Source organism: Rhizobium sp. 10PS4 (assembly GCF_032464805.1).
Classification (GTDB): domain Bacteria; phylum Pseudomonadota; class Alphaproteobacteria; order Rhizobiales; family Rhizobiaceae; genus Rhizobium; species Rhizobium laguerreae.
Window position 1 is genome coordinate 16,194 of the sequence record NZ_JAWDIW010000015.1, and the last position, 26,181, is coordinate 42,374.

The 26,181-nt window shown below is 58.8% G+C and carries 23 protein-coding genes; 14 read left to right on the top strand and 9 right to left on the bottom strand.

Translation table 11 applies throughout. The features are described 5' to 3' along the window. Positions 1-18: 18 nt before the first annotated feature. Entirely contained in the window at positions 19-1,413 is a 1,395-nt protein-coding gene (locus tag RWJ89_RS26465; protein ID WP_132613930.1) for an FAD-dependent oxidoreductase, read from the top strand. A 41-nt stretch (positions 1,414-1,454) separates the two neighbouring features. Here the strand turns inward: RWJ89_RS26465 and RWJ89_RS26470 are convergent, their stop codons facing one another. Genes RWJ89_RS26470 through RWJ89_RS26480 form a run of 3 tightly spaced genes read right to left on the bottom strand, consistent with a single transcriptional unit; the run spans position 1,455 to position 3,860 of the window. Further along, a complete protein-coding gene (locus RWJ89_RS26470; RefSeq protein WP_077979179.1) occupies positions 1,455-1,790 on the bottom strand; it encodes a hypothetical protein in 336 nt (111 codons plus the stop codon). Then, positions 1,790-2,656, bottom strand: coding sequence for a DUF6772 family protein (locus RWJ89_RS26475; protein ID WP_026265415.1), 867 nt, complete (start codon positions 2,654-2,656; stop codon positions 1,790-1,792). Before RWJ89_RS26475 ends, RWJ89_RS26470 begins: the two co-directional genes overlap by 1 nt. A gap of 58 nt (positions 2,657-2,714) precedes the next feature. Next, positions 2,715-3,860, bottom strand: coding sequence for a mandelate racemase/muconate lactonizing enzyme family protein (locus RWJ89_RS26480; protein WP_132613926.1), 1,146 nt, complete (start codon positions 3,858-3,860; stop codon positions 2,715-2,717). Positions 3,861-4,020: 160 nt separating this feature from the next. Between RWJ89_RS26480 and RWJ89_RS26485 the strand changes: the two genes are divergently transcribed. The 6 genes from RWJ89_RS26485 to RWJ89_RS26510 all read left to right on the top strand — a co-directional run bounded on the left by RWJ89_RS26485 (position 4,021) and on the right by RWJ89_RS26510 (position 9,784). Then, on the top strand, positions 4,021-4,779 hold the full coding sequence (locus RWJ89_RS26485) for a FadR/GntR family transcriptional regulator (RefSeq protein ID WP_077979277.1): 759 nt from the start codon (positions 4,021-4,023) through the stop codon (positions 4,777-4,779). Further along, positions 4,776-5,567 carry an SDR family NAD(P)-dependent oxidoreductase gene (locus RWJ89_RS26490; protein WP_131642820.1) on the top strand — a complete coding sequence of 264 codons (792 nt, stop codon included), beginning with the start codon at positions 4,776-4,778 and terminating at the stop codon, positions 5,565-5,567. The genes RWJ89_RS26485 and RWJ89_RS26490 overlap by 4 nt, the downstream gene beginning before the upstream one ends. A gap of 132 nt (positions 5,568-5,699) precedes the next feature. Then, entirely contained in the window at positions 5,700-6,947 is a 1,248-nt protein-coding gene (locus RWJ89_RS26495) for an ABC transporter substrate-binding protein (protein WP_131642819.1), read from the top strand. 11 nt (positions 6,948-6,958) lie between these two features. Then, positions 6,959-7,882: a carbohydrate ABC transporter permease gene (locus RWJ89_RS26500; RefSeq protein ID WP_132613922.1), complete on the top strand. Its 924-nt coding sequence runs from the start codon at positions 6,959-6,961 to the stop codon at positions 7,880-7,882. Next, positions 7,879-8,721 carry a carbohydrate ABC transporter permease gene (locus RWJ89_RS26505; RefSeq protein WP_132613920.1) on the top strand — a complete coding sequence of 281 codons (843 nt, stop codon included), beginning with the start codon at positions 7,879-7,881 and terminating at the stop codon, positions 8,719-8,721. Before RWJ89_RS26500 ends, RWJ89_RS26505 begins: the two co-directional genes overlap by 4 nt. 13 nt (positions 8,722-8,734) lie before the next feature. Continuing rightward, positions 8,735-9,784 carry an ABC transporter ATP-binding protein gene (locus RWJ89_RS26510; RefSeq protein ID WP_077979174.1) on the top strand — a complete coding sequence of 350 codons (1,050 nt, stop codon included), beginning with the start codon at positions 8,735-8,737 and terminating at the stop codon, positions 9,782-9,784. A gap of 60 nt (positions 9,785-9,844) precedes the next feature. Here RWJ89_RS26510 and RWJ89_RS26515 read toward each other — a convergent pair whose 3' ends face one another. Together RWJ89_RS26515 and RWJ89_RS26520 are read right to left on the bottom strand one after the other, a co-directional pair. Beyond that, positions 9,845-10,843 carry an ABC transporter permease gene (locus RWJ89_RS26515; RefSeq protein ID WP_025395778.1) on the bottom strand — a complete coding sequence of 333 codons (999 nt, stop codon included), beginning with the start codon at positions 10,841-10,843 and terminating at the stop codon, positions 9,845-9,847. A 40-nt stretch (positions 10,844-10,883) separates the two neighbouring features. Beyond that, entirely contained in the window at positions 10,884-11,624 is a 741-nt protein-coding gene (locus tag RWJ89_RS26520) for an ATP-binding cassette domain-containing protein (RefSeq protein WP_025395777.1), read from the bottom strand. Between the two features lie 259 nt (positions 11,625-11,883). On the opposite strand from RWJ89_RS26520, the gene RWJ89_RS26525 reads away from it, so the two are divergent. The 5 genes from RWJ89_RS26525 (at position 11,884) to RWJ89_RS26545 (ending at position 16,117) form a co-directional block, all read left to right on the top strand. Continuing rightward, complete coding sequence (locus RWJ89_RS26525) at positions 11,884-12,864, top strand: NAD-dependent epimerase/dehydratase family protein (protein ID WP_077979173.1); 981 nt, start codon at positions 11,884-11,886, stop codon at positions 12,862-12,864. A gap of 48 nt (positions 12,865-12,912) precedes the next feature. Further along, on the top strand, positions 12,913-13,899 hold the full coding sequence (locus RWJ89_RS26530; protein WP_077979172.1) for a substrate-binding domain-containing protein: 987 nt from the start codon (positions 12,913-12,915) through the stop codon (positions 13,897-13,899). A gap of 193 nt (positions 13,900-14,092) precedes the next feature. Further along, complete coding sequence (locus RWJ89_RS26535; protein ID WP_077979171.1) at positions 14,093-14,875, top strand: FadR/GntR family transcriptional regulator; 783 nt, start codon at positions 14,093-14,095, stop codon at positions 14,873-14,875. Between the two features lie 134 nt (positions 14,876-15,009). Further along, a complete protein-coding gene (locus RWJ89_RS26540; RefSeq protein ID WP_131642816.1) occupies positions 15,010-15,603 on the top strand; it encodes an ankyrin repeat domain-containing protein in 594 nt (197 codons plus the stop codon). A 13-nt stretch (positions 15,604-15,616) separates the two neighbouring features. Continuing rightward, positions 15,617-16,117 (top strand): YHS domain-containing (seleno)protein, encoded by a 501-nt coding sequence (locus RWJ89_RS26545; protein WP_131642815.1) that lies wholly within the window; start codon positions 15,617-15,619, stop codon positions 16,115-16,117. Between the two features lie 14 nt (positions 16,118-16,131). On the opposite strand, the gene RWJ89_RS26550 is transcribed toward RWJ89_RS26545, so the two are convergent. From RWJ89_RS26550 to RWJ89_RS26560, 3 genes are all read right to left on the bottom strand, one after another. Continuing rightward, entirely contained in the window at positions 16,132-18,303 is a 2,172-nt protein-coding gene (locus tag RWJ89_RS26550) for an adenylate/guanylate cyclase domain-containing protein (RefSeq protein ID WP_077979168.1), read from the bottom strand. A gap of 194 nt (positions 18,304-18,497) precedes the next feature. Then, positions 18,498-20,285, bottom strand: a complete 1,788-nt coding sequence (locus RWJ89_RS26555) for an adenylate/guanylate cyclase domain-containing protein (protein WP_316031696.1) — start codon at positions 20,283-20,285, stop codon at positions 18,498-18,500. 146 nt (positions 20,286-20,431) lie between these two features. Continuing rightward, positions 20,432-22,750 carry a membrane-bound PQQ-dependent dehydrogenase, glucose/quinate/shikimate family gene (locus RWJ89_RS26560; RefSeq protein WP_316031697.1) on the bottom strand — a complete coding sequence of 773 codons (2,319 nt, stop codon included), beginning with the start codon at positions 22,748-22,750 and terminating at the stop codon, positions 20,432-20,434. A 252-nt stretch (positions 22,751-23,002) separates the two neighbouring features. Between RWJ89_RS26560 and RWJ89_RS26565 the strand changes: the two genes are divergently transcribed. Both RWJ89_RS26565 and RWJ89_RS26570 read left to right on the top strand, forming a co-directional pair. Next, the gene (locus tag RWJ89_RS26565; RefSeq protein ID WP_032999523.1) at positions 23,003-24,112 is read left to right on the top strand and encodes an acyltransferase family protein; all 1,110 of its coding nucleotides are present in this window, start codon (positions 23,003-23,005) and stop codon (positions 24,110-24,112) included. A 591-nt stretch (positions 24,113-24,703) separates the two neighbouring features. Continuing rightward, a complete protein-coding gene (locus tag RWJ89_RS26570) occupies positions 24,704-25,000 on the top strand; it encodes a hypothetical protein (protein WP_131666186.1) in 297 nt (98 codons plus the stop codon). Positions 25,001-25,152: 152 nt separating this feature from the next. Here the strand turns inward: RWJ89_RS26570 and RWJ89_RS26575 are convergent, their stop codons facing one another. Next, positions 25,153-25,809 (bottom strand): sugar transferase, encoded by a 657-nt coding sequence (locus tag RWJ89_RS26575; protein ID WP_131666185.1) that lies wholly within the window; start codon positions 25,807-25,809, stop codon positions 25,153-25,155. Between the last annotated feature and the right edge of the window lie 372 nt (positions 25,810-26,181).

Below are 26,181 nucleotides of genomic sequence, written 5' to 3' on the forward strand. Positions count from 1 at the left end.
TGGGGAGGGGATAGAAGTATGCAGCAGACAGCCCGCCGTTACGCCTATTCGGCCGATATTCCCGAACTCGATGGTGTCGATGTGCTCGTCATCGGGGGCGGACCATCGGGATTATCGGCCGCGGTCGCGGCGGCACGTCTTGGCGTGCGGGTACGCCTTGTGGAGCGCTACGGCTTCCTCGGCGGCAACCTTACGGCGGGCCTCGTCGGCCCCTGCATGACCTCCTATTCGCTCGACGGCAGCCAGCAACTGATCCGGGGCATCTACGAAGAATTCGTTCAGCGGATGATGGCGCTCGGCGGCGCGCTGCATCCGAGTACGATCCCGGCAGGTTCGGCCTATTGCGGCTTCATCGTCTACGGCCACGACAAGGTGACACCTTTCCAGCCTGAGGCGGCGAAGGTCGCGGCGCAGCGCATGTGCGTCGAGGCGGGAGTGGAATTGTTGCTGCACACCATGGTCGTCGATGCCATTGTCGATGACCATGACGCGGACAATCCCCGGGTGCTCGGGGTCGTTTGCGCCGGCAAAGGCGGGTTGAGGAGCGTTCGTGCCAAGGTCGTCGTCGATTGCTCGGCCGACGGCGATGTCGCCCATTATGCCGGTGTCCATACCCGTCAGGGGCGGGAAAGCGACGGCCTTTCCCAGCCGCAAACATTGTTCTTCCGCGTGCAGAACGTCGATGACCAAGCTGTGGAGGATTACATCCGCGCGCATCCGCAGGATTTTCGGCCTTTCGCCTCGATCGTCGCCAAGGCGACGGCCGAGGGCCGCTTTCCCGCGCCTCGCCGCGGCATCGGCCTTTACAAAACCATGGAACCGGGCGTCTGGCGCATCAATACCGGCCGCGTGTTGCGCCGCAATGGGGCTGATGCCCTTGAGCTCTCGCTTGCCGAGGTCGAAGGCCGGGAGCAGACCGTGGCGCTGCTCGATTTCTTCCGCAACAATCTGCCCGGCTTCGAACAGGTGGAACTGCGGGACACGGCAACCCAGATCGGCGTACGGGAAACCCGACGGATCGATGGAGCCTACGAACTGACGCTGCAAGATTTGCATTCCGGCCGCGCCTTCGACGATGTCGTGGCGTTGTGCGGCTATCCGCTCGATATTCACGACCCCACAGGCTCGGGCGGTGGGACCGGTGGCGAGGGGCTTGATGCGGCGAATATCTACCAGATACCTTACCGGGTCATGCTGCCGCGCGTTCATGAGGGCCTGCTGGTGTCCGGCCGCGCGGTCTCGGCGACGCATGAGGCGCTCAGCGCCATTCGCGTCATGCCGCCCTGTTTTGCGCTCGGCCAGGCGGCCGGTGTTGCCGCGGCACTTTCGGTCGGCAACAGGGCCAGTCCCCGGCATGTCGACTACGCGGACTTGCGCAGGGAACTTCTGGCCCAGGGCGCCTATCTTGGCTGACGGAAGGAGAAAGCGGGGAGCGATACCCGCGGTTTCTCAAGTCAGGCCTTCAGATGAAGGGTCACCAGCACGGTGCATTCAGCGCCATCGGCAAATCGGGTTGCAACGCGCAGCCAATTGCCGAAGGCGTTGAGCCGGGCCACGGCAACGCCGTCCTGTTCGGCCGGCATGGCGAATTCCGTTCCTTCCCGGACCCAGTGCATGCCGTCAGGCGAGATTTCCACCCAGCCCTTGGGTGCAGTGCCGACGGGAGGCTTCAATGCCCGAATGAAGAATACGGCTTCATGCGCCCAACCGGCCTCATAGGGTTCGCTCGCGGCGTCACCGCTCCAGCGCTCATTGCGGGTTATCACCGCCGTGATGTTTTCGGGAAGCATCAAAAATCCCCTGAAATGCAAATGGAATCGACATAGAGAAAGGCACGCTTGGCGACATCCGTCTCGGCGAACAGGCAGAAGTTCAGCATGCACCAGAGGTTTTTCATCGCCGGAATCCGGATCGACTCGAAGCCGGATACATCGAAATTCCGGTCGTTGCATTGCAAGCCGGTCGCCTTCATGGAGGCGAGGTCGAAATCGAAGCGCATATAGCTCCAGTTCACCTTCGTCGGGATCTCGTTGTAGCAGAGCCGTTGTTCACCATCCGGCAAGTCCAGCCAGCCTTCGGGCGCCAGGTGATAGTGGCTTACGGTCTTGTCTTCCCGGCCGATGGCGGTGAAGGGCGTGGTCTCGCGTTTGTACTGCCATTTCTGCAAGTGCTTGCCGTCAAGTGCATTGAGAAAGCGCAGATGCGGCATAACCCGCTCGCCGTCTCCGTCCCGATCGCCGCATTGCAGATCGAACAGGAAGCCGATCGATCGCACGTCGGTTTCCGATAGTTTCAGTTCCGTCGCCTCCGGCTTGAACGTGAAGAAAATCTCGAAGCGGATCGGGCCGCGCTTGCGGAAGGTATGGCGCTTGATTGCAACGTTCTGGGCGCCCGGTTTTGCCTTTGTGGCGATCTTTAGCGCATAGGACGAATCCATGCCGCCGTGGGATCCTGCATCCCAATGCCCGAGAGTTGAGAGCATGGCGCTCGAGTGCTGGGCAAAGCCCGGCAGCATGACGTCGAGGCTGTCCTCGTAATTGCCGACCAACTGCGACCAGCCGCAATGCCCGCGCGAAAAATCGTCAAACGACAGGATGCGCGGCAGAGGATCGAAACGACTGAGCGCCGGATCTGCGCGAAGCATTGCGAGCCTCATGGCTTCCATCATGTCGGCTGTAGAAGAGGGCGCTGATGTCGTCATTATGGTGTTGACCTCACTGTACGCGGAGCCGTTTGACGGCGTCCCAATCGATTTCGATGCCGAGACCCGGCCGTGTCGGCACGTCGAGCCGGCCATTCTTCTGGCGCAGGCAGCCGGGCGCCAGATCGGCCAGGTCGCGCTTGAAGGGGCTAAGATCGCATTCGCATTCCATCACCCGGAAATTCGGAAGGGCGGCTGCCAGATGCGTGCTGGCCGTCTCGCAGATAATGCCGGACATGCCGATATGCGGGGCGTAGCCCACATCGTGCAGGGCGGCATAGTCTGCCATGCGCCGTGTTTCGGATATGCCGCCGGCACGGGCGACATCCGGCTGCAGGATTGAAAGGGTGCGGTTGGCGACGAGACGCTGCGCCTGATCGGCGGTAAAGTTGCTCTCTCCGGCTGCGAGCGGCACGTCGCAGCGCTTGCGCAGTTCCTCGTAGCCTTGCTCGTTTTCCGGCGCCAGCGGCTCCTCGAACCAGAAGTAGCCATTGGTCGAAAGTGCCCTGCCGACCTCGATCGCCTGGTCCAGATCATAGGCCCAGTTGGCGTCGACACAGAGTTCGATATCGTCGCCGGCGCGCTTGCGCAGCCGTTCGATGCGCCGGCAGGCTTCTCTGACCGGATTGGCCATCTTGACTTTGATGCGCGGGAATCGCTCGCCGATATAGCGCTCCAGTTCCCGATCCGCCTCAGCATCGTCGACCCAGTTTACGGCGGCGGCATAGACCTCGATCGTTTCCCGGCCGATGCCGCCAAGCAGCTTGGCGATCGGCATGCCCGCGGCCTTGCCCATGATGTCCCACAGCGCAATGTCGACGCCTGCGATCGCCTCGATCAGCATGCCGCCGGCGCGGCCTGACAGCGAGCGCCGCATGGATTGCCAGAGCGCGCCGATGTTACGCGCGTCCTGTCCGATCAGCCGTGGCTTTAACGAGGTTTCGATCAGTTCCGCATAGGCCTTAGGCGAAAACCGGGCCAGAACCTCACCGACGCCGACGATGCCGGCATCTGTGCGCAACTCGACAAGAACCATCGAGACTTTGTGATAGGTACCCCAGGACGTGACGGTCGGTTTGGGCAGCGTCTGGCTGAGCGGATGGGCGATGACATCTGAAATAATGATCGCCGGTCCGGTCGAAGGTTGCACAGAATCCATCGGCTCTTTCGTTCCCAATGTTTTGCTCGTTGCTCTTGGTTTTGCTCGCTGCTTTGGGGCGTGTCTGTTATTCCTAGCTAGATGTTGGTGACTTGGCAACTGATAAACCTAGTTGCTAAGTTGGAAACTGCGTGTTAGCTTTGTGAATATGAGGATCGAGATGAGTGAAATTCCCGAAAGGAAACCCGTTTTCACCGCCAAGCCGCCCAACCCTTCGCGGTTGGCGGATGGGGTTTCCGATGCGATTGCCGCCGCGCTCTTTGATGGGCGCATCTCGCCTGGCGAGCCGTTGCCGCCCGAAGGGGAGATCGCCAGGGAGTTCGGCGTCTCGAAGCCTATCGCCCGCGAGGCGCTTCGCCAGCTGACGGCAGCCGGGCTGATCTTCACCCAACAAGGCAAGGTTGCCCGGGCCAAGGCGCTGAGCGGCGAATCGATGGACAAAATCTACGGCTACGCGGTCCGCTCCAGTCTCAAGCGGCTGCGCGAAGCCAATGAAATGCGCCGCGTCGTCGAGACGGGAATTGCCCGACTCGCCGCCGAACGTCGCGATCCGGAAGGTCTGGATATTATGCGGCAGGGCTTGGCGGGCATGCTGGCTTCCGTCCAGGAGCCCTCCGGCTTTACCGCCGCCGACATCCTGTTTCACCTCGGCCTCGCCGTGACGACGGGTAATTACATGATCCGCGTGCACATGGAGAGCATGCGTTCCGTGCAGCGCGAGGTGTCGGAATTGTTTTCACGTCGCGCCAATCGCAGCGACGCTGACTGGCGGGCAACGATTGGCCGGCATCAGGCAATCTACGACGCAATTGCAGTTGGTGATGCCGACCTCGCCGAGCAAAAAATCCGGGAGCATTTCGAAGCTGCCGACATTGCCTCGCTCGAGGTGGCCGACAAGTTGAAAGATGCCGAGCGATGAGCGCCGCGCGCTTTTCACTGAAAGGCCGACGCGTGCTGGTAACCGGTGCCAGTTCCGGCATCGGCCGGGCTGTTGCGCTTGGCCTTGCGGAGCATGGAGCGGAACTGATCCTGCATCATTTCGGTAATGAAACGGGCGCGCGTGAGGTGGCCCGGGCGACCGGAGGGACGGCGCCGGTACTGGAAGCAGACTTCACCGACGGGCGTGCGACGCAGGCTTTTGCCGATGAAGTGCTCAAAACACACGGCCCGATCGATATCCTCATTGCCAATGCCGCCATCGAACGTCGGCGGCCCTGGCAGGAATTGGATGAGGCGCATGTCAACGCCCATGTGGCATCGAATTTCTCGGCGCTGCTGACGCTGACGGCAAAGCTGGTTCCACCGATGGCCGAGCGGGGCTGGGGCAGGGTCGTCGCCACAGGCAGTATCATGGCGGTGCGACCGCGGGCGGAAACGGTTGTTTATGCGTCGCTCAAGGCGGCGCAGTTGACTGCGATCAGGTCGATTGCGCGCGAAATCGGCCATCGCGGCGTCACGCTGAATGTGGTTTCGCCGGGTGCGATCGAGATCGAGGCCAATGCCGCGCGCTACGGCGACCCGGCGTTCCGCAAAGCGGTAGCCGCCAAGATCCCTGTGGGCAGGCCGGGCCAGCCGCAGGACCTGGTTGGGGCGTTTGTTTTTTTGTGCAGCGATGCTGCCAGCTACATTACGGGTGCAAATATTCCGGTCGACGGAGGATGGTCGATCGGAGACGCGCCCGGGAGCCTTCCGCACGCTGCCGGGTGAACGGCCTGCGGCAAGGTTTTCGAGATCATGCGGCGGAACCATCCGCCGCAGCTTGCAGCCAAATTCCAGGCGAATGCCGTTTGCATTCAATCGGTGAAGGCTGATTGCCGACGACCAAAAAGGGAGGAAACCATGAAGGCCGCATTAGCAGGTATCGCAGCATCCGCGTTGACATTGTGCATATCGACGTCTGCCGTCTTCGCGACGGATCTCCGCATGACGGTCTGGACCGGGAGCGAGGCTCATCTGAAGATGCTGAATGGCATTGCGGAGAGCTTCAAAGCCACACATCCCGACGTCAACGTGAAGTTCGAGACCGTGCCGGTCAACGACTACACGCAGAAACTGACCTTCCAGATCGCCGGCGGCAATGCTCCCGATGTAGCCTGGATGATGGAGGATGCCGCTCCGGCTTTCGAAAACGCCAATCTTCTGATGGATCTCGGCCCGACGCTCAAGGCGGCGGAAGGCTATGATTTCGATGATTTCTCAAAGCCGGCCATGGGCCTCTGGCAGAAGGATGAAACGGTCTACGGCATTCCGTTCTCCACCTCGCCTTTCATGATCTACTACAACAAGGACATGTTCGATAAAGCCGGGCTCGAAGATCCGCTGACGCTCGCCGCCAAGGGCGAATGGAACATGGACATGTTCCAGGAAGTCTCCAAGAAGCTCGCGGCAGCCAATCCCGGCAAATGGGGCTTCGAGTTCAAGGATGGCGAAGGCTATGCCTCTCGCATGACCCACGCCCTTCTGCCGCCAATCCGCGCCTATGGCGGCGACATCTGGTCGAACAAGGAATGCGGCTTCGACAAGCCAGAAGCCGTCAAGGCGGTCAAGCAGCTGCATGACATGGTCTTCAAGGACAAGTCCATCGTTCCGCCGGGCGAACAGGGTGATTACTTCTCCGGCAATTCGGCGATGACGGTCAACCAGATTTCCCGTGCTTCGAAGATGGCGGAAGCCGGCTTCAAGTGGGGCATCGCACCGTTGCCCACCGGCCCAGGTGGTGAGTCACCCGTTATTGGCCAGGCCGGTCTTGTTGTGTTCGCCCAAGGCAAGAATACCGAAATCGCCGCAGAATTCGTGGCGCATATGACCAATAAGGAGAACGTCGCCACCATGGCGCAGTTCTTCCCGCCGGCCCGCAAGAGCGTTCTGCAGGCCGATGCATTCATCAACGGCAACAAGCTCGTGCCGCCCGAGATGATGAAGAATGTGGCTGCCGCGATAGAAAAGGGCCGGGTGGTCTCGGCTAACGAAAAAGCGCCCCAGATCCTTGCCGCCATGGCGCCTCGCGTCGATGCCCTGTGGAAGCCGGATGCCGATGTCGATGCCGCCATCAAGGGCATCTGCGCGGCAATCCAGCCGCTGCTTTGATCAGAACGAAGATGGCCGATACCGTTCATAACTCCATTCGAACCGGCCAAAAGACCTGGCTGACGTTGAAGATGAGAGAGATGATGGAGGCGTGGCTGTTTGTCAGCCCCACCTTCATCGGCTTCCTCATCTTCTTCCTCGGTCCGCTCTGCGCAGTGGTCTATTATTCAATGACCGAATGGAACCTGCTCAGCCAGCAGGCCACCTTCGTAGGCCTTGCCAATTTTCAGAATGCGCTCCTCGAAAACCCTGACTTTTGGCTTGTGGTACGCAATTCGGTTATTTTCGCGATCGGTCTCGTGCCGCTCAACATGGCGCTCGCGCTCGCCTTGGCGCTCGCCCTTTCCCGGCCGTTCTTCGGGGTCGTGTTCTTTCGCACGGTGTTTTTCGCTCCCGTCATCACCTCGGCCATCGCCTGGGCGATCGTCTGGAAATTTCTGCTGCAGGGAGAAGGTGGTTTCATCAACCAGGTACTGGCGCTGGTCGGGATCACTGGTCCAAACTGGCTGCGTGAACCGAACTGGGCCATGGCGGCGGTCATCGTCACCCGCGTCATCAAGATGGTCGGCCTCAACATGATCCTCTACATTGCGGCGCTGCAGGCGATCCCGCGGGACTATGAAGAGGCAGCGCGCCTGGAAGGCGCCTCGCGCCGGCAGATCTTCAGCATGATCACCTGGCCGTTGCTGGCGCCGACCACGCTCGTCATCATGGTCATCACGACGATCGGTTCTTTCAAGGTCTTCGATCATATATATCAGATGACCGGTGGCGGCCCGGAAAACGGCACGCTGGTGCTTGCCTTCTACATCTACCAGCAGGGCTTCAAGTTCTTCAATGTCGGCTATGCCTCGGCGCTCGCGATGATCATGTTCGTGATGATCATGGCGCTGACCCTGGTACAGGTGATGCTGCGGAGAAAGGGATCGGAATGACCCAGCGCCAAATCCAGATCCTCTACCGCACCTGCTGGACGATCGCGCTCCTGATCGCCGCCATACCTTTTGTTTTCCCATTCGTTTGGATGGTGTCTGCCGGCTTCAAGAGCGTGACCGAGATATTCGGTGCGCCGACGCTTATTCCCCGCGTCTGGCGCTGGCAGAATTTCGTCGAAGTGTTCACCTACCAGCCGTTCGCGCGGCAGTATTTCAACTCGCTTTACATCGCGATCGTGGTGACGGCGCTCACCCTCGCCATCTCGTCCCTGGCCGGCTATGCGCTGGCGCGCATGCGGTTTGCCGGTGCCGGGCTGCTGATGCTTTTTCTGATCTCGGCGCTCATGGTGCCGGAAGAAGTGACGATCATTCCGAACTTCTTCCTGATGCGTTGGCTGGGCCTGGTGGATACTCACTGGCCGCTGATCCTGCTGCCCACCTTCGGCCCTCATGGGGTGATGGCAACGTTCCTGATGCGCCAATATTTCTTGGCCCTGCCCAAGGAACTGGAAGAAGCCGGCAAGATGGACGGCCTCTCACGCTTCGGCGTTTGGTGGAAGATAGCGCTGCCGATGGCGCGTCCGGCCCTGGCTGCGGTTTCCATCATCACCTTTCTGTTCTCGTGGAACCTGTTCCTGGAGCCGCTGATCTTTCTGAGCTCGCTCGACATGTTCACGCTGCCTTTGGCCTTGTCGAACTTCAACGACAGCTACGGCTTGCCGTTGTGGAACCTCCAGCTTGCCGCTACCAGCCTTGCCGTGGTGCCGATCCTGATCGTCTATCTGATCGCCCAGCGGCAGATCATCGAAAGTTTTGCGCTATCAGGCGTGAAGGGATGAGGATTTTTCGTTCATGAGCAGTGTATCGCTTAAAGGCATCGAAAAACGCTTCGGCGCCGTCGAGGTCATCCGCGGCGTCGATCTCAGGATCGATCCGGGCGAGTTCGTCGTATTCGTCGGTCCGTCGGGCTGCGGCAAGTCCACCTTGCTGCGGCTGATTTCGGGACTGGAATATCTCAGCGGCGGTGAACTTGCGATTGGCGGCCGGGTGGTCAACGAAGTGCCGGCTTCGAAACGCGGTGTTGCCATGGTCTTCCAATCCTATGCCCTCTATCCACATCTGACCGTCCGGGACAATATGGGTTTCGGGCTGAAGGTTCGCAAAGTTCCGGCACAGGAGCGTCAGAAGCGTGTCGATGAAGCAAGCGCCACGCTGAAGCTCGAAGCATTGCTCGATCGCTACCCCCGTGAGCTTTCCGGCGGTCAGCGGCAGCGCGTCGCGATCGGCCGGGCCATCGTCGGAAATCCTGATGTCTTCCTGTTCGACGAACCGCTGTCGAACCTCGATGCAGAGTTGCGCGTGCACATGCGCTCTGAAATCGCCGCACTACACAAGCGGCTCTCCACGACGATGATCTATGTAACGCACGACCAAATCGAAGCGATGACGCTCGCCGACAAGATCGTCGTTCTGCGCGACGGCCGTGTCGAGCAGGTCGGTTCCCCCCGGGAATTATATGAGCGGCCGGCAAATATCTTCGTGGCGCAATTCATCGGAAGCCCAAAAATGAACCTGCTCCCGGCAGATATCGCGCCTTTGCTGACAGGTGCAAGGGCAGCGGATACCACGGCCGAGACCATCGGGATAAGGCCGGAACATCTGACGGTCGTGGAACCTCGAGACGGGACGCTGCGCGGAACCGTCGGGCTTTGTGAATATACCGGGGCGGTAACACTGCTTCACGTCAAGCTGCCGGACGGGCATGATTGCCTCGTCCTGCACGACGGTGGTGATATGAAGGCGGGAAACCAACTAGGGCTCACCGCCGATGTCTCGAAGGTGCACTTTTTCAATGGCAACGGGCAGACAATAAAGCGGACTGAACAAGGCTGGACTGCTTGAACGTATGGCAGCTCCTGGCGCGGGCGCGAGCCGCAGAAATCTCTGAAGAGCGGGGTTCGTCTACTCGCCCTGTCGCAAGTTGCGAAGTCGGTCGAAAAGGACGGCGAGCACGATTGCGCCACCGATAAAGCAACCCTGCCAGAACGCGTTGATACCGAGCAAACCAAGACTGTTGCGGATGATCTCGATGAGTGCGGCGCCGACCAAGGCTCCAAAGGCGGTGCCGACGCCGCCCGCCAGATTGGCGCCGCCGATAACCGCGGCGGCAATGACCTGAAGTTCCATCCCGGCGCCGATGTTTGTGGTGACGGCGCCGAGCCAGCCGGTCTGAATGATGCCGGCAACCCCCGCCGACAGGGCAGAAATCATATAGACGATGACCTTGATCCTCGGCACCGGAACGCCTGTCAGTGTCGCGGCGTGCTCATTGCCGCCGATGGCAAATACATAGCGGCCGAACTTGGTCCAGCGCAGCACGAAACCGGTAATGAGTGCCAGCACGACCATGTAAAGCACTGGATTGGCGATGCCGAAAAACCAGGCGCCGCCACCGAGAGCCAATAGTTTGTCGTGATCAGGTCCGAATTCAAAAACCACAGTGTTGTTGGATGCAACCATCGCAAGGCTGCGCGCAATCGACAGCATGCCGAGCGTGACGACGAAAGGCGGGAAGCCGAGATAGGCAATCAAGACGCCGTTGAAAGCTCCGACCAGAAGAGCCGTACCGATCGAGGCGGCGATGCCGACTTCAATACTATAGCCCGCGTGCATAACCACAGCCAGCACCATGCTGCACAGACAAAGTACGGAGCCAACGGACAAATCGATGCCGCCGGTGATGATGACCAGCGTCATGCCCAGCGCGATAATGGCGACGAAGGTGACGTTGCGGGTGATGTTGTAGATGTTCTTCGCCGTCGCAAAGGAGTCCGTTGCCATCGACAGAAAAATGCAGGCTAGAATGACTGCAATCAGCACCCAGAATGTCTGGCCGCTCATGATCGTTGCAAGCCAGCTCCGTTGCTTCTGTCCGATCGTTTGGTCAAGTGTAATCGCCATCGTCGACCTTCTTCCTTCTTGTTGCAACGGATAGCATCGATCACACCTGTTCGATGGCGCCGGTAATCAGTCCCGTCACTTCCTCCGGCGAACTTGCCGCAATCTGCTTGTCGGCTACCTTTCTGCCTCGCCGCATCACGATCACACGGTCGGCGACCGAGAAGACGTCGGGCATGCGGTGGCTGATCAGGACAACGACAATGCCCTGATCCCGCAATTGGCGGATCAGATTCAGAACCTCAGCCACCTGGCGCACGGAAATGGCTGCGGTCGGCTCGTCCATCAATACGATTTTCGCTTCCGACAGCATCGTGCGGCCGATCGCGACCGCTTGGCGCTGGCCACCTGACATTTGCTTGACGAGATCGCGCGCCCGCGTCTCGGATTTGAGCTCGCGAAATATCTCGCCGGCGCGCTTGTACATGGCCTTGTGGTCGAGGATGCGAAGAGGCCATACGCCGCGGCGCAATTCCCGACCGAGGAACACGTTCGCTGCCGCCGTCAGATTGTTGCAGAGCGCCAAATCCTGGTGAACGATCTCGATGCCATGCTGGCGTGCTTCCTTCGGCCGATGAAGCACGAGATCGGCGCCGTCGAGCCGCATGGTTCCATGGCTCGGCCGAAAGTTGCCGGCGATCATCTTCACCAATGTGGACTTGCCAGCGCCGTTATCGCCCATCAGGCCGACAACCTGCCCGGCTTCGAGCGAAAACGAAACATCGTTGACTGCCTGGATGGCACCGAAATGTTTGGAAATATTGCTGAGCTCAAGAACCGCCACCAGCCTCCTCGCCTCCCAAAACCTGCGGGCTATCCATCGCACCGAACCCTGCATGTCTTCGATGCAAGGCTCCGGCGAATTCGCTTTTCCAATACCCTCCCAGGAAAAGCGATTGGGAGCATTTACGCAAAACCCTGCGACAGCGTCAACTCATTGTCCCGGCCATTGACCTTATTGTCGCAAAAATCTGTTTTGTCAGACAAATATCATTTGACGAAAGTGGCGCCCGGATATTAGCTATCAATGGGGGAGAAAAAGCATGCTGATCCTTGTGACCGGTGCGACGGGCAAGGTCGGGCGGCGCTTCATTGCTGGGCTGCTTGACGATCCGAGATTTTCCAAAGCCCGTATTCGTGCGCTTTGTCATAATCGTTTGTACGAGGCGACCGACCGTGTCGATGTCTTCCAAGGCTCGATCGCCGATCGCGATGTCGTGGCAAAGGCGCTGGATGATGTTACCCATGTCGTGCATCTCGCCACATGCAAGGAAACGCCTGAAGACATCATGGATGTCACGGTCAAAGGTCTCTTTTGGCTGCTCGAGGAGTTCCGTACGAGCGTCACCGCACGCCAGTTCATCCTGATCGGTGGTGATGCGGGTGTGGGACATTTCCACTATCGCCACGACGGCCCGATCACCGAGAACGCCCGCCATTGTGCCTATCCGGGAAGCTATGCGCTCTCCAAAGTCCTGGAAGAGGTCATGCTGGAGCAGTTTGGCATTCAGTATGGCCTCAATGGCTGTTGTCTGCGCGCGCCCTGGATCATGGAAAAGGACGATTTCAAGTATTCGCTGTCTTTTGGAGACGACGTCTTTGGCGGTCCGGACTGGAAGACGCTCGTTCCGGAAGACGCGGCGCGGCGTTATGCGGCGATGGGTACGGTGCCGCTGCTGCTCGATGCTGACGGTCGTCCGCTGAAACGCAACTTCGTTCATGTCGACGACCTTGTTTCGGCAATACTGGCAGCGATCGACAACCCGCGGGCGGAGCGGCAGCTCTTCAATATCTGCATGGATCGCCCCGTCGACTATGCTGAAGTCGCCGCCTATCTCTTGCGCACGCGCAATCTCGGCTCTGTCGACATACCGAGCCGCTTCCATTCCAATTGGATGGACAACAGCAAGGCCAAATACCTGCTGGATTGGCAGCCAAACTACGATCTCGAAATGCTTATCAACTCGGCCTGGCAATACGAGCGTTCAAAGGAGGAGCCTCGCATCGTCTGGTATCCGGGTTGATTTGGTGTGGCGGGCACGCGGTGTCCGTCTGTTTCAAGGGAGGAAACTATGAGGAAGGCATTACTACTTACAGCCGCAGTTTTAGCACTGACCGCCGGGCAGGCCTTGGCCAAGAAGCAACTCGTCATCGTCGTCAAGGGCCTCGACAATCCGTTCTTCGAAGCAATCAATCAAGGTTGCCAGAAATGGAACAAGGAGAACCCCACCTCGGAATACGAATGCTTCTACACCGGTCCGGCATCGACATCCGATGAAGCCGGCGAAGCGCAGATCGTTCAGGATATGTTGGGCAAGGCAGACACGGCGGCAATCGCAATCTCGCCGTCAAATGCAAAGCTCATTGCCCAGACCCTGAAGACCGCCAATCCGACGGTTCCGGTGATGACGCTTGATGCCGATCTTGCCGCCGAGGACGCAGCCTTGCGCAAGACCTATCTCGGCACCGACAACTATCTGATGGGCGCACGCATCGGCGAATACATCAAGAAGGGCAAGCCGAAGGGCGGCAAGATCTGCACGATCGAAGGCAATCCGGGAGCAGACAATATTCTACGCCGCGCACAAGGGATGCGCGACACACTTACTGGCCAGAAAGGCTTGACCGAGCTGAAAGGCGAGGGTGGCTGGACCGAGGTCGCCGGTTGCCCGGTGTTCACCAATGACGACGGTGCCAAGGGCGTTCAGGCAATGACCGATATCCTCGCGGCCAATCCCGACTTGGACGCATTCGGCATTATGGGTGGCTGGCCATTGTTCGGCGCACCGCAACCCTATCGCGACCTGTTCAAGCCGCTGGCCGACAAGATCGCCAGCAACGATTTCGTCATTGGTGCCGCCGACACGATCGGCGACGAGGTCGCCATTGCGAAGGAAGGGCTGGTGACAGCGCTCGTCGGCCAACGGCCGTTCGAGATGGGCTACAAGGCACCGTCGGTGATGATGGATCTGATTGCCGGCAAGCCGGTTGAAGATCCGGTCTTCACCGGGCTCGATGAGTGCACGAAGGATACAGTCGACACCTGCATTCAAAAGTAGGTTCACGGTTGGCGCACCCGGTTCAAAGGGTGCGCCATCTGTCGTTACGAGACGGATCGAGAGATCCGCTGGGCTTGACGCGCCCTGAATTCCACGCTTTGTGCTGGCGTCAATCGCAGGCGACTTCCTCGTTATTACGATTGTTTTGATCACACGTGCAGACAGTCGAAGAATGCTGAGGCAGTAGAAATAAATGCCTGACAAAAAATCGGGAAAGCCAACGGCTGCGCTCGAGGTGGTGATGGTTGACCGCTCGGCCACCACAAGGCGCCCAAATTCTCCCCGCATGACTGGGGCGAGTGTTCATGTGTCCTTGGCAGGCGAGATCGGTCTGCGAATCGTGCGCGGCGACTATCCGCCGGGCACGATCCTGCCAAATGAAGCAAAATGGTCGGAAGTCTTTGAAGTCAGCCGATCGGCGGTGCGCGAAGCGATCAAGATGTTGATGGCCAAGGGCCTGCTTTCTTCCCGCCCGAAAATCGGCAGCTGGGTCGAACCCAAGGAACGTTGGAACCTGCTGGATCGAGATGTCTTGGGCTGGTATGCGGCATCTCCTGATCGCGAATCCTTTCTGAGGGCCGTGCAAGAACTCAGGCATATGATCGAGCCGGAAGCGACTGCGCTTGCTGCGGAGCGCCGAACTGACGAGCAAATGACCGCGATCAGCCAGGCCTTGCATGACATGGATCAGGCGACATCGCTCCAGCAGCGAACAGAATCCGATACGCGATTTCACATCGCGATCTTGCGCGCCTCCGGAAATGATCTGCTGGTGCCGCTCGGCGTCTTGATCGAATCGGCGCTAAACCACCTCTTCGCCCATGTGACGCGGGAGGAAGACAATTTGCGATATGCGCTGAAACTTCATGAAAATATTGAGAAAAACATTCGACTGCAGCGGCCGAACATGGCGCGCAACGCAGTCCGCAAGGCGTTGGCAAATACCGACGACATCATCGCACGGTGGTCACGATAGATTTTTTGCATCGTGTCCGACCGGCGCGTTGCCGATAGCTTGATGCAGGGGAATTCAACCTCCTACAGTCCTCGATGCCTACCCAAAACCCGCGGCTTGTGCTACTTTCCTTGGCAACCTTCGGGGGCTGAGCCATGCGTGGGCTGCTTGCATCGGTGGCGTTGATTTTCACAGCGACGGTGGCCGCTGCGGAGAGCCCTTTGTTCGATGCCGTTGCCACTGGGAACACCGCCGTCGTCGAGCAGGTTCTGGCTACCGGTGCCGATGTCGACAGCCGGGCACGCGATCAGGCAACACCTCTTATCAACGCTGCGCTCGGAGCCCAGCTTGCCATAGCCGAATTGCTGATCGGCAAAGGGGCCGACGTCATGGCTCGGAACTCGGGCGGCTTTACGCCGCTTCATGCCGCGGCCTTTTCCGGCAGCGTGCCGATCAGCAAACTGCTTCTCCACCATGGCGCGACGCTCGACGATGCGGCCAATAAAGCAGGTGTGACACCGCTGATGGTCGCCGGTGAGGAAAACCACGTCGCTCTCGCCACGTTTCTTCTCGCTGAGGGGGCTGACGTCGGTCATGCGGAGGTTCACGGCTACACGCCAATTACGCGAGCAATCTGGAAGGGCAACTCGGACATCGTGCGGCTTTTCAAGCGGCATGGTGCGCCTTGCCCTCCGGCCAGCCGCATCGGCGAAAAAGAATACGCGAAGTGCATGGAAATCCATGATTGAATAGGAGGCACAGATGTATGCGGGGACCAGAAGCGGTGTGCGAGGAATTGCTATGGCGGTGTTCCTTCTGGCTTTGGCAGCTGTCGGTGGATCGCGGGCTTTTGCCGACGACGCGGTAAACACGGGCTACTTCGGCGGCGTGGCGATCATGGGATACGACCCCGTAGCCTATTTCACCGAAGGCAAAGCGGTGAAAGGCTCCGAGGAATTCTCCCACGAATGGCTGGGGACGCCGTGGCTTTTTGCCAATGCCAAACACCGTGAAATGTTCATCAGCGAGCCGATCAAATATGCGCCTCAATATGGCGGCTACTGCGCGGGCGAGGTGGCTCTCGGATCGGTGACGATCAACGTCGATCCGGAAGCATTCAAGATCATCGAGGGCAAGCTTTACCTGATCTACGACAAGGGATCGGCAGAAGGGTTTGCCGCTCATGTGGCCGAAGCAGCGCCGAAAGCCGATAGAAACTGGCCGAAGGTCGCAGCCGATCTCGAACGGGATCAGTATCACTGACCGGTGGAGCGCGGCTATTTGACTGGCGAAAAATAGAAGACCTTCGTGGAGTTCACGTAAGCATAGCTGGTTTCAGCGGGCGAGTTTGCAGGTCTGTAGATCGGGCCGCAATCGGCTCGTCCAAATGCGTTTTCACTCTGCTCGCAAAGCATGTCGCCATTGACGAAAACCGTTCCGGTGACCATCTGCGTCGTCGAGCGGAAGGCCGCCTTGCCGTCGCGTTCGATTTGCATGAGTGCAGCGCTTCCTGAGGGCTCGGTCTTGCCCCGGAGGAGTTTGCCCATGACGATACTTGCGATTTCTTCACCGTGCAGGCGTTCGTGCTCGTTGCCCTTGAAACCGAACGGCCACTCCGGCAGGCCGGCCTCGCGCAGAGCATCGAGGATAAACGCCAAATCCTGCTCGTTGCGGAAATGGGCATTGCTGAGACGCCAGTCCGCCAGAGAATCGCGCCCAGCCAGTAAGCGGAGTCCTTCGGCGACAGTCGCACGGGCGTCGTCGAGGCGACCGGCACGGACATAGGCCATAGCGAGTGGGGTAACGAAATCGCCATTTCCCGGAGAACCATCGCGCGCGCGTTCGAAGCTGTCGATGGCCTTCGTGTAGTCGCGCTGCAAATAAAATACCAGGCCAGCAGTATATCGGTTGATGGCGGAGAGGTTCGGATCGTGCCTGAGCGCCGTGTCCACGGCCGCGCCGGCCTCGGCATGATTGCCGGAGAACAATTGAACGTATGCCAACGCCATATGAGCTTCGGCATCGGCAGACCCGAGCGAAACTGCCTGCTGCGCCGAGGTGACCGCCTGCTCGTAGCGGCGGTCCACGACTTGCATGACGGCAAGAACGGCGTATGGCGATGAAAGAGCCGAGTCGAGCGCCAGCGCGCGACTTGCCTTCTCGTAGGCCCTTTTCCGCGCCAGCGCGCTCTGGAGAACGTCGTCGTACGCGCTTCGCCAGACATAGGCGGTCGCGTGCGCGTCGGCCGCGAAGGCCTCTGCAAAACTGGGGTCGAGCGCCTCCGCCTTGTCAAAGAGCGCCAGTGCCTCGAGCAGCCGAGAACGGCGGCCGGTACGCGTCGCCTGCTCGGCACGAAGGTAGTAGTCGTATGCCTCGAGATTGGCGGTCGGCGGATGGGTAATCCGTTCCGTCTCAGATTGAGTGAGTTTCAGGCCGAGCGCTTCGGCGATCTGCCGACTGAGCTCATCCTGCACAGCCATGACATCCGCCGCGGCGCGGTTAAATCTGTTGGCCCACAGGTGGTCGCCGCTTGCGGCATCGCTCAATTGCGCATTGACGCGGATCTGATCGCCTATCCGTTGCACGCTGCCCGCAACGACAAAACGCACGCCGAGATCGCGTCCGATGTCGGCCAAAATGAGAGGCTTGCCTTTGTACGCAAACACCGAATTACGGCCGATGACGTCAAGGTCCGAAAGCATGGTCAGATCGGCAATCAGGCTGTCGGTAATGCCATCCGTGAAATAATCCTGGCCGGCGTCGCTGCTCAAATTGGCGAAGGGAAGCACCGCTACCGATGGACGTTGGGGCACAAACGGCCATTGCCATGCGAAGACAATCGCAGCGGCCGCAATCAACAGCGCTGCAAGTGTGGCCACGATGATCGCCCGGCGGCGCGGCCGACGGTAGGCGACGACCTTGCCTGCCTCGGAGGGGTCTAACAGAACACGATAGACGCGAACCGGATCGGCTATGTTCTTCAGTTGCTGCTCACCGAGAGAGGAAAAACCGACCTCAGCCCTGTGTACCGTGTGATCGAAAGCGGTGCCGGATATGCAAATCCCGCCGGGTTGGGCAAGGCTCTCCAGCCGCGCCGCTATGTTGACGCCGTCTCCATGAATGTCCTCTCCTTCGACGATGACATCGCCGAGATTGACGCCGATGCGGAAAAACATCCGCTGCTCGGGCCGCAGCGCCGCATTGCGTTCAGCCTTCTGTTGCTGGATTTTGACGGCGCATCGCAAGGCATCCACCACGCTATGGAACTCAACGAGGATCCCGTCACCCATCGTCTTGATCAGGCGGCCGTGATGCGTGGCGATCTTCGGTTCGAAGAGTTCGTGAAGGTCGGTGTGGAAGCGGATACGCGTTCCCTCTTCGTCGATCTCGCTCAGGCGGCTGTAACCGACCACATCCGCAATCAGGACTGCTGCAAGGCGGCGCTCCATACCAGCTCTTTCCGGGTGTCCGATCCCTTGCCGTTATCTTACAGCAGGTGCCGTGCCGTTGCTATCAGAGTCGCCCGAACTGGCATCACGTTCGCCGGCCAAATGCTCCGTGGAGAGGGCGCAATCTGGAAGGCTGCTCGCACGTCCGCCCATAGAACGAGCAGCCCGCGATATCGGGTCGACAGCAGTTTCCTTCAGCATTGACCAAGATTCGGACCTGTAAGTCCTGCCTTACGGAGTCCTTCTACACGGCGGTTAAAGTCCTCGGGGTTTCGAAATGGAAGGATCCGCCGGCGGCGCTCGACAGAAAAATCAGGATTGATCCGGAGTGCCTTCTCCCAGGCCTGACGGCTCTCCTCCGACCGACCGAGGTGGCCGTAACATGAGGCAAGCAGGGCGTAGGCGGTCTCCGATTGGGAGTTTTGTTGGAGCCGCTGCTCGATGGCTGCAATCGCTTGTTCATACTCGCCGAGAGAAAAGTACGCATCGGCGCGAAATTGGAAGAGAATTTCCGGATGGTGCGGGTCGAGCCGCATCGATGCATCGAGTGTTTCCAGGGAGCCGGCGGGATCGCCGGAGAATATCTGGATATGGGCCAGCAGTAGCAGAAGCTCGGCGGAGTTGGGCTGCAGCGCGAGGCCCTGCTGCACTTCTGCCCGCGCCCGGTCCAGTTCCCGGTTCCACATGCAAGCCATGCCCAGTGCAAAGTGGCCGTTGGGCTCTTCCTCGGCAATCTCCACGGCCTGCTGCGCGAGATCCATCCCGATCCGCAGCGAGCCTTCCGGATCGTTGCTCCAGGCGTTGACGTAGTCGAGTACGTGGGTGAAGGAGATGAGTGCTTGGGCGGCCGCATATTGCGGATCGATTGCGAGGGCGTCGGCCGCCAGGCTGCGGGCCGCTCTGTTTCCGGTTCGGGTATGAGCCGACGCCTGCTCGCGGCCACGCAATAACAACTCGTAAGCGTCGACGTCGAGTGCGCGTCCTTTGGCCAATCGATCCTGGTCGCCATGCGTGAGGTTCAGTCTGAGCGCGGCCACGATCTCCTGCGTGAGCTCATCCTGAACCGCGAAAATGTCGGTGAGGTCGCGATCAAACCGGCTGGCCCAGATATGTCCGCCATTGCTGGCGTCGATCAATTGGGCGGTGACACGCACGCGGTTGCCGGCCTTGCGCACGCTGCCCTCGAGGACATAGCGGACGCCGAGCGCCTTGGCCATCTCAGGCACTGAGGCTATTACATTCTTGTAGACGAAGGATGAGTTGCGGGCGATCACGTGCAACTCGGACAGCTTCGAGAGGTCGGTGATGATGTCCTCGCTGATACCGTCGGAGAAGTATTCCTGTTCGGCGTCGCCGCTCATGTTGTTGAACGCCAATACGGCGATGGACGGCTTGTCGGGAACGGCCGGAACTGACGGCATTTCGATTGCGGGCCGCACCTGTCGTGCCGCGGTCGGCTGCGGAGTTCCGATCTGAAGCGAATAGACCTGCATCGGTTCAGCAATATTCTTGAGCTCAATTTTGCCGAGATCGGTCACGGCAAGATCGAGCCGCGATTTCACCTGGCGGTAGGCGTCTTCGGAAAGACAGATGGCACCGGGCTTGGCAATTCCCTCCAACCGCGCAGCGATATTGACGCCGTCGCCCATCAAGTCGCCGTCGTTCTCCTCGACCACATCTCCCAGATGGATCCCGACCCGGAACTCGATGCGATGTTCAGGCGACACGCCGATATTGCGCTCAACCATGGCAGTCTGCACTTCGATCGCGCAGCGCACGGCGTCCACGACGCTGCGAAACTCGATGAGGCTTCCGTCACCGGTACGCTTGACGACCCGGCCATTGTGCACGGCAATGGTCGGATCGACCAGGTCGCTGCGCAACGTTCTCAGCCGCGCCAGGATGCGATCCTCGTCCGCACCGGCGAGGCGGCTGTAGCCGACCACATCCGCGACCAGGATCGCCGCCAGTTTTCGCGTCACGCTCGTAAGTCCCAATTCCTCGTCGGATCAAAATAACACAGTGTGATCGGCAACGCCGCCAAATCCGATTGCGTTCGCTAAGAAGCGGTCCGTGGCGGGTTGCTTGGACTTGAAGATGGTCGGTGAAGCCTAAGCGATATCCGCGGCTAAGCTCCGTCTTTCAGAGAGAAGGCAAGGACGTAGTCGCCGACATCCTTCGAATAGGGTGCGCCGCCAACCGATATCAGGACATATTGCTTGCCTGTTTTCGGCGAGACGTAGGTCATGGGCGTCGCGCTCGAGCCGACCGGCAGTGGGTATTTCCAGAGCTCGGTACCGTTCTCGGCGTCATAGGCACGGATATAATAGTCCTGGAAGCCGGCGAAGAAGACGACGCCGCCGGCGGTCGCCGAGGTGCCGGCATAGCTCGGCAGGCCCATCGGCATAGGCAGCTTGGTTTTGATCTTGAACGGCCCAAGTTCTTCGGCTGTGCCGGCCGGAACCTGCCACGCGATCTTGCGCGTCTTCAGATCGACTGCAGTGACGGTGCCGAAGGGCGGTTGGGTGCAGGGAACGCGGAGCCTCGATGTCCACATCTCGGTGGCCATGGCGTAAGGCGTACCGCGCTGCGGGGCGGAGGGGCCGTGCGCGGTCGTGGTGAGGGCAAAGTCGACATACTCCTCGCGTGGGATGAGTGCGAAGAGACTGGGGACGCGGATATCGTTCATGAAGACCCTGTTGTTGGGCAGATCGACCGATACGCTTCCCCAGTTGAGACCACCCAGATTTCCCGGCTGCTGGATTGCATATTGCGTGTCGATCGGGGTGAAATCGCCGTCATAGCGCATTTTACGGAAGGCGATGCGGCATGCCAACTGATCGAACATCGTCAGGCCCCAGGCCGTCTGCTCCGTCACGCGCTCCGCACCGATTGTCGGCATGCCCACGGAGTAGGGCTGCGTCGGGGAGAGTTTCTCTTCGGGCACGCCGCCTTGCTGCGGCACCGGCTTCTCCTGAACTTCGGCAAGCGGTGTGCCGGTTCGGCGGTCGAGGAGAAAAAGCTGCCCGCGTTTGGTGGTCTGCAGCAGAGCAGGCACGGTGGCGCCATTGCCGTCAGGCAGATCGACCAGGACCGGTTGAGCCGGCAGATCATAGTCCCAGATATCGTGATGGACGGTCTGGAACTTCCATTTCTCTCGACCCGTCGTCACATCGAGTGCCACCAATGTCGCGTTGTATTGATCGGCGAAGGCAGGGCGATTGACGCCGTAATAATCCGGCGTGGTATTGCCGAGCGGTGCATAGATGAGGCCGAGCTTGTCGTCGAATGCGGCCGTCGTCCACATGTTGGGCGTGGCCCGCGTATAAGTCTGGCCCTCCGGCGGGAGTTTGGTGATCTCCGGGTTGCCGAGATCCCATGCCCATTCGAGCTCGCCGGTGACGACGTTGAACGCACGGATGACGCCAGAGGGTTCGCCGACCTCCTGATTGTCCGTGACCCAGCCTCCGACGACGATCAGGTTGCGGGCAATCAGTGGCGCCGATGTCTGGAAATAATAGCCCGTCTTGACTTCGCCCATGCCCTGGGAAAGCTGCACGGTGCCATTGTCTCCGAAGTCCTTGCAGGGCGCGCCGGTCTTGCTGTCGATCGCCAGGAGACGGGCATCGATCGTCGTCTGCACCAGGCGCTCATTGCAAAGACCATCGGCGGACTGGGTTTCCGTCGGCATCTTGTAGTAACCGAGGCCGCGGCAGCGCTGCCAGTAAGGCGCCGTCGCCTTGGGATCGAAGGTCCAGCGGGGTTTGCCGGTATCTGCATCGAGCGCTGCGATCACATCTGTCGGCGTGCAGGTGTAGACGGTATCGCCGATCTGCAGAGGCGTGTTCTGATCGGCGCCATCGCCTTTTCCGGTGCGATATGTCCAGGCGAGATCGAGCTTGGAAACATTTCCGCGGTTGATCTGATCGAATGGGGAATAACGATCTCCTGCCGTGGTGCGGCCATAGGATGTCCAGTCGGAGGGAGAGTTGTCGCCCTTGACGACCTTATAGGCGGTAATGTCGGCGGAGGGCTGGATGATCCCATGCGGCACGAAGCTGAGACCGAAACCCGCGACAAAGATGAGAGCGGTCACCAAGGCGCCGCCATAAAAGAGCTTCCGGTTGGCGGCCGGGCAAAGCGACGGTGCAAAGAGAAGGGCAAAGCCCGCCAGCGCGATGGGGGACATCAAGCGGGCAAACAGCGCCCAGAAATTGAGACCCGACTCCCATAGCGCCCAGGGAAGGGTGAAAACGGCGACGAGCAGGACGATGAGCCCGCCTGGCGTCTTCCGGCGCCACAGCAGAAGGGCGGCAACCAGATAGGCCAGCCCGACGATTGCGTAATAGGGCGAGCCGCCAAGGCGCAGCAGCCAGGCGCCGCCTCCGATCAGTGCCAGTCCGATAAGGGCAAGAACAATACAGAACAGGGTGGCCAGAAATTTCATAGTCTCCTCATCCAATCCGCCGCCCGATCACCTGGATTCCAACTCCGACCGTCGCATGGCCCTCGGGAAGCACAGGGCCATGGGTTGATGGTCAGAGACGCGTCTTCGGGAGAGGGCTGCTCTCTCGTTCAATTTTACCTGATGTACCTGTGGTCACTGACACGCGGCCCCGACCCGGCAATGATGCCGCTGCCGCTCTGCGGCAACGGCTTGCCATTCCAAATCGAGTCAATACTTCTGAAAGGGGCACAGATGGTTCTCGGCGAAAAGCTTGATCTAGCGAACGGGCGACCGACAGGATTCGACTATATGCGATTACTGTTAGCCTTTTCAGTGCTTTGGATACACACGGCCCGTGTCACCTATGGCGACGACCTGTTTCTCTGGGAGTCGCCCTTCCGCCCTGTCATCAAGTCAGTTCTGCCCATGTTCTTTGTCCTGAGCGGGTTTCTGGTGGCCGGCAGTCTCGAACGATCGAAGACATTGGTCTCTTTTCTCGGCAATCGATTTATCCGGATCTATCCCGCTCTCGCGGTAGAGGTGTTGCTGGCTGCCTTTATACTCGGAGCGATCTATACAGAGTATGACCTGCGTGACTATTTCACCGATCCTCAGTTCTTTACATATCTGATGAATGTCACAGGGCACATTCACTTCAATCTACCCGGGGTATTCCTTGATAATCCTGACGCCGCAATGGTGAACGGGCAGCTCTGGACGGTGCCCTTCGAGCTTGAGTGCTATGCCGTCATCGCCGTTCTCTTCCTGCTCGGCGTGGTCAGGCGGCGGGTGATTGCCCTTATCGCCACGCCGGCGTTGATCATAGCCTTCGGTATTGCAAGATATTGGAAACATGGAAGCGATTGGGCAGCCATGCCGACGACCGCGTCGGGCAATCTGCTCATTTGTGCTTTTCTTGTGGGGGTGACCTTCTATCTCTACAAGGACAAGGTTCTTTGGGATATCCGAATTTTCCTCGCCTCTGTGGCAATGATTTTGTGGGCCTACTGGTTCACTTCCTTTGGGGACTTCATTGCCATTCCGGCCATGGGATATGTCACGGTCTTCCTTGGTCTCACCTCGCCCCGCAAGCTCGGCGTCCTGCGTGGGGCCGACTATTCCTACGGCGTCTTCCTCTATGGCTATCCGATCCAACAGGCGTTCGTAGCGCTTGGCCCCTGGGCGCATAACTGGTGGTTGAACGGCATCGTCTGCAGCATTGTTGCCGCTTGCTTTGCCGCCTTCTCGTGGAGATTCATCGAAAAGCCGGCGTTGAAATTGAGGAAACAAGTCACCTGGCTGGAAAACCTCCGTCTCCAACGCGGCGTAAAACGGCAACTGGCGGGCGCGGTCTCGAAATAGGTTTGTCGATATCGGCCTCGATGCTGGCAATTCCATCCAGGTGCTCAACCGGCAAGGACATCAGCAGGGCTCGCCATAGCGGCGGCCCTGTTTCGCTGTTGCCTGACCGATCACCTCGGACAAGTATCCGGGTCCATCGATGGGCCGAGTTTCCCGTAGGCTGCTGCGCAACCTTGATGCGGTCGATGTCACGCTTGCCGGACGAGCATAAGGCTGTTCGTTGCCAGGCGAATATGCGCTCGAGCGTAAGCCTATGGCCAAATTCATCTTTTCAGGGATATCAAATGAGTGTTCAGTTCGGCGAGAGAACGCCGCAGCTGCATTATCGGCTCCTGTATAAGCCTCAGATACCTAAATCTATCTGACCGCAATATCCAAGGATTTCTTGGGTTTAATCGGTAGAGCGGCCCCGCTGGATGAATAGTCGAATATTCTCCGGCGTTGTTCCGTCGACTTGCTAGGCTGCTGTTAGCAATATTTTAACCACAATAGGTAAAATACTTTGATCGGACTTCGTTTCGACTTTGGGTTTTGTCATGTCATCGAGGGCTGACGGTGGCTTGAAGGAGGTGTGAAGAGAGGATCAGAATAATGCTGAAGAGCACGCTCGTCGTGGTTGCCGTCTCTATCGCCGCCGGAGCGACCATTCGGGCCTCGGCCTTTGCAATCTTTGCATTTCTGGTGGTCACGGCCTTGGGCGGCGTGATCCTGCTCAAAGGTTCCTCCTTGACGGAGGCGGTCGTTTCTTGCGTCGAAGTGCTTGTATTGATGGAGATATGCTATCTGGTGGGTCTATTCGCTTTCTCCTTGTGGCATATTCAAAAGCGCCGCAAAAAGAACTCCATTACTGAGCGCTCCCATGTTACCGGCAAGCGTCCTCATGGGTAATGACATGACCGAGGCGGCAGAATGCTCGGCTGCGCTATGTCAGGGTGCTAAAGCGCGGCGCGATCTTTTAGGTCCGCTTGGCCCGCGCTTTAGTCTCTGGTTTTGCGCATGTCTCTATCGCAAAACCGCAACACAGTTTTACGCGACATGCTTTAGGAATCGACTTTGGGCAGCAACGCGTGCCGGGAAAGCAGCGCCGACAGCGTTTTTGCCATGATCACGAAATCCAGCCTGAGCGTCCATTTGGACAAATATTCGACGTCGAGGGAAATTCCATTCCGATAGCTGACGTCGTTGTGCCCGCTGGCTTGCCAATGGCCAGTCAGGCCGGGACGGACGGCCATGTAGGCATAGGCATGTTCACCGTAATGCGGCAGCTCTTCTTTGGTAATGGCGCGAGGCCCGACGAGGCTCATTTGACCCAGCAACACGTTGATCAATTGCGGCAGCTTGTCGAGGCTCGATCGCCTCAAAATATCGCCGACGACCGTAACGTGCGCGTCGGTCGTTGCGTCGGATCCTGTCGTCCGAAACTTGAGGCAACCAAACTCTTTTCCCTTATAACCGATCCTGCGATGAGAATTGAAAGCAGGGCCCCAATCACTTAGCGTGACGATGACTGCCGCCGACAGAAGGAGCGGTGACAGAAAGAATAAGAAACTTGCCGCAATGATGATGTCCAATGCGCGCTTCAGAATTCTGCTGATCAGACGGGGTTGTGACGAATTGAATGGACGCCTTTCCTGTCGAGCCCTGGCGAAATCCCGCCAAGGTCCGGTTGGGTTGATGCCCTGATTTTTTCCCGCCACCCGCGTCTCCGTTAGACGAATTCCAGAAATCACAGCCAAAGCTTTGTTTTAATGCAAGTTTGATGTCTGTGACCGAGGTCATGATCATGAATAAATTCTTTACTCTCTTAAGAAATTCTTGCGAATATTAAAAGTATTACCTTTTCTTTTGACTATATAGCAGAAATCTATTTAGATTTATTTTAAAATTCGGCGTTGTTATTATATTTGCCAAATGTATTCTGCAGGCGGGCAATTGTCATAAATTGTATAAAAATCGTCATGCCGCCCCTAAGACTTATCTGCGATAGAATTCAATATGAATTTTATGATATATAAAGATGAGGATTATTCATAATAATGTATAGTTTGAGCACGAATTTTTTATTTTAT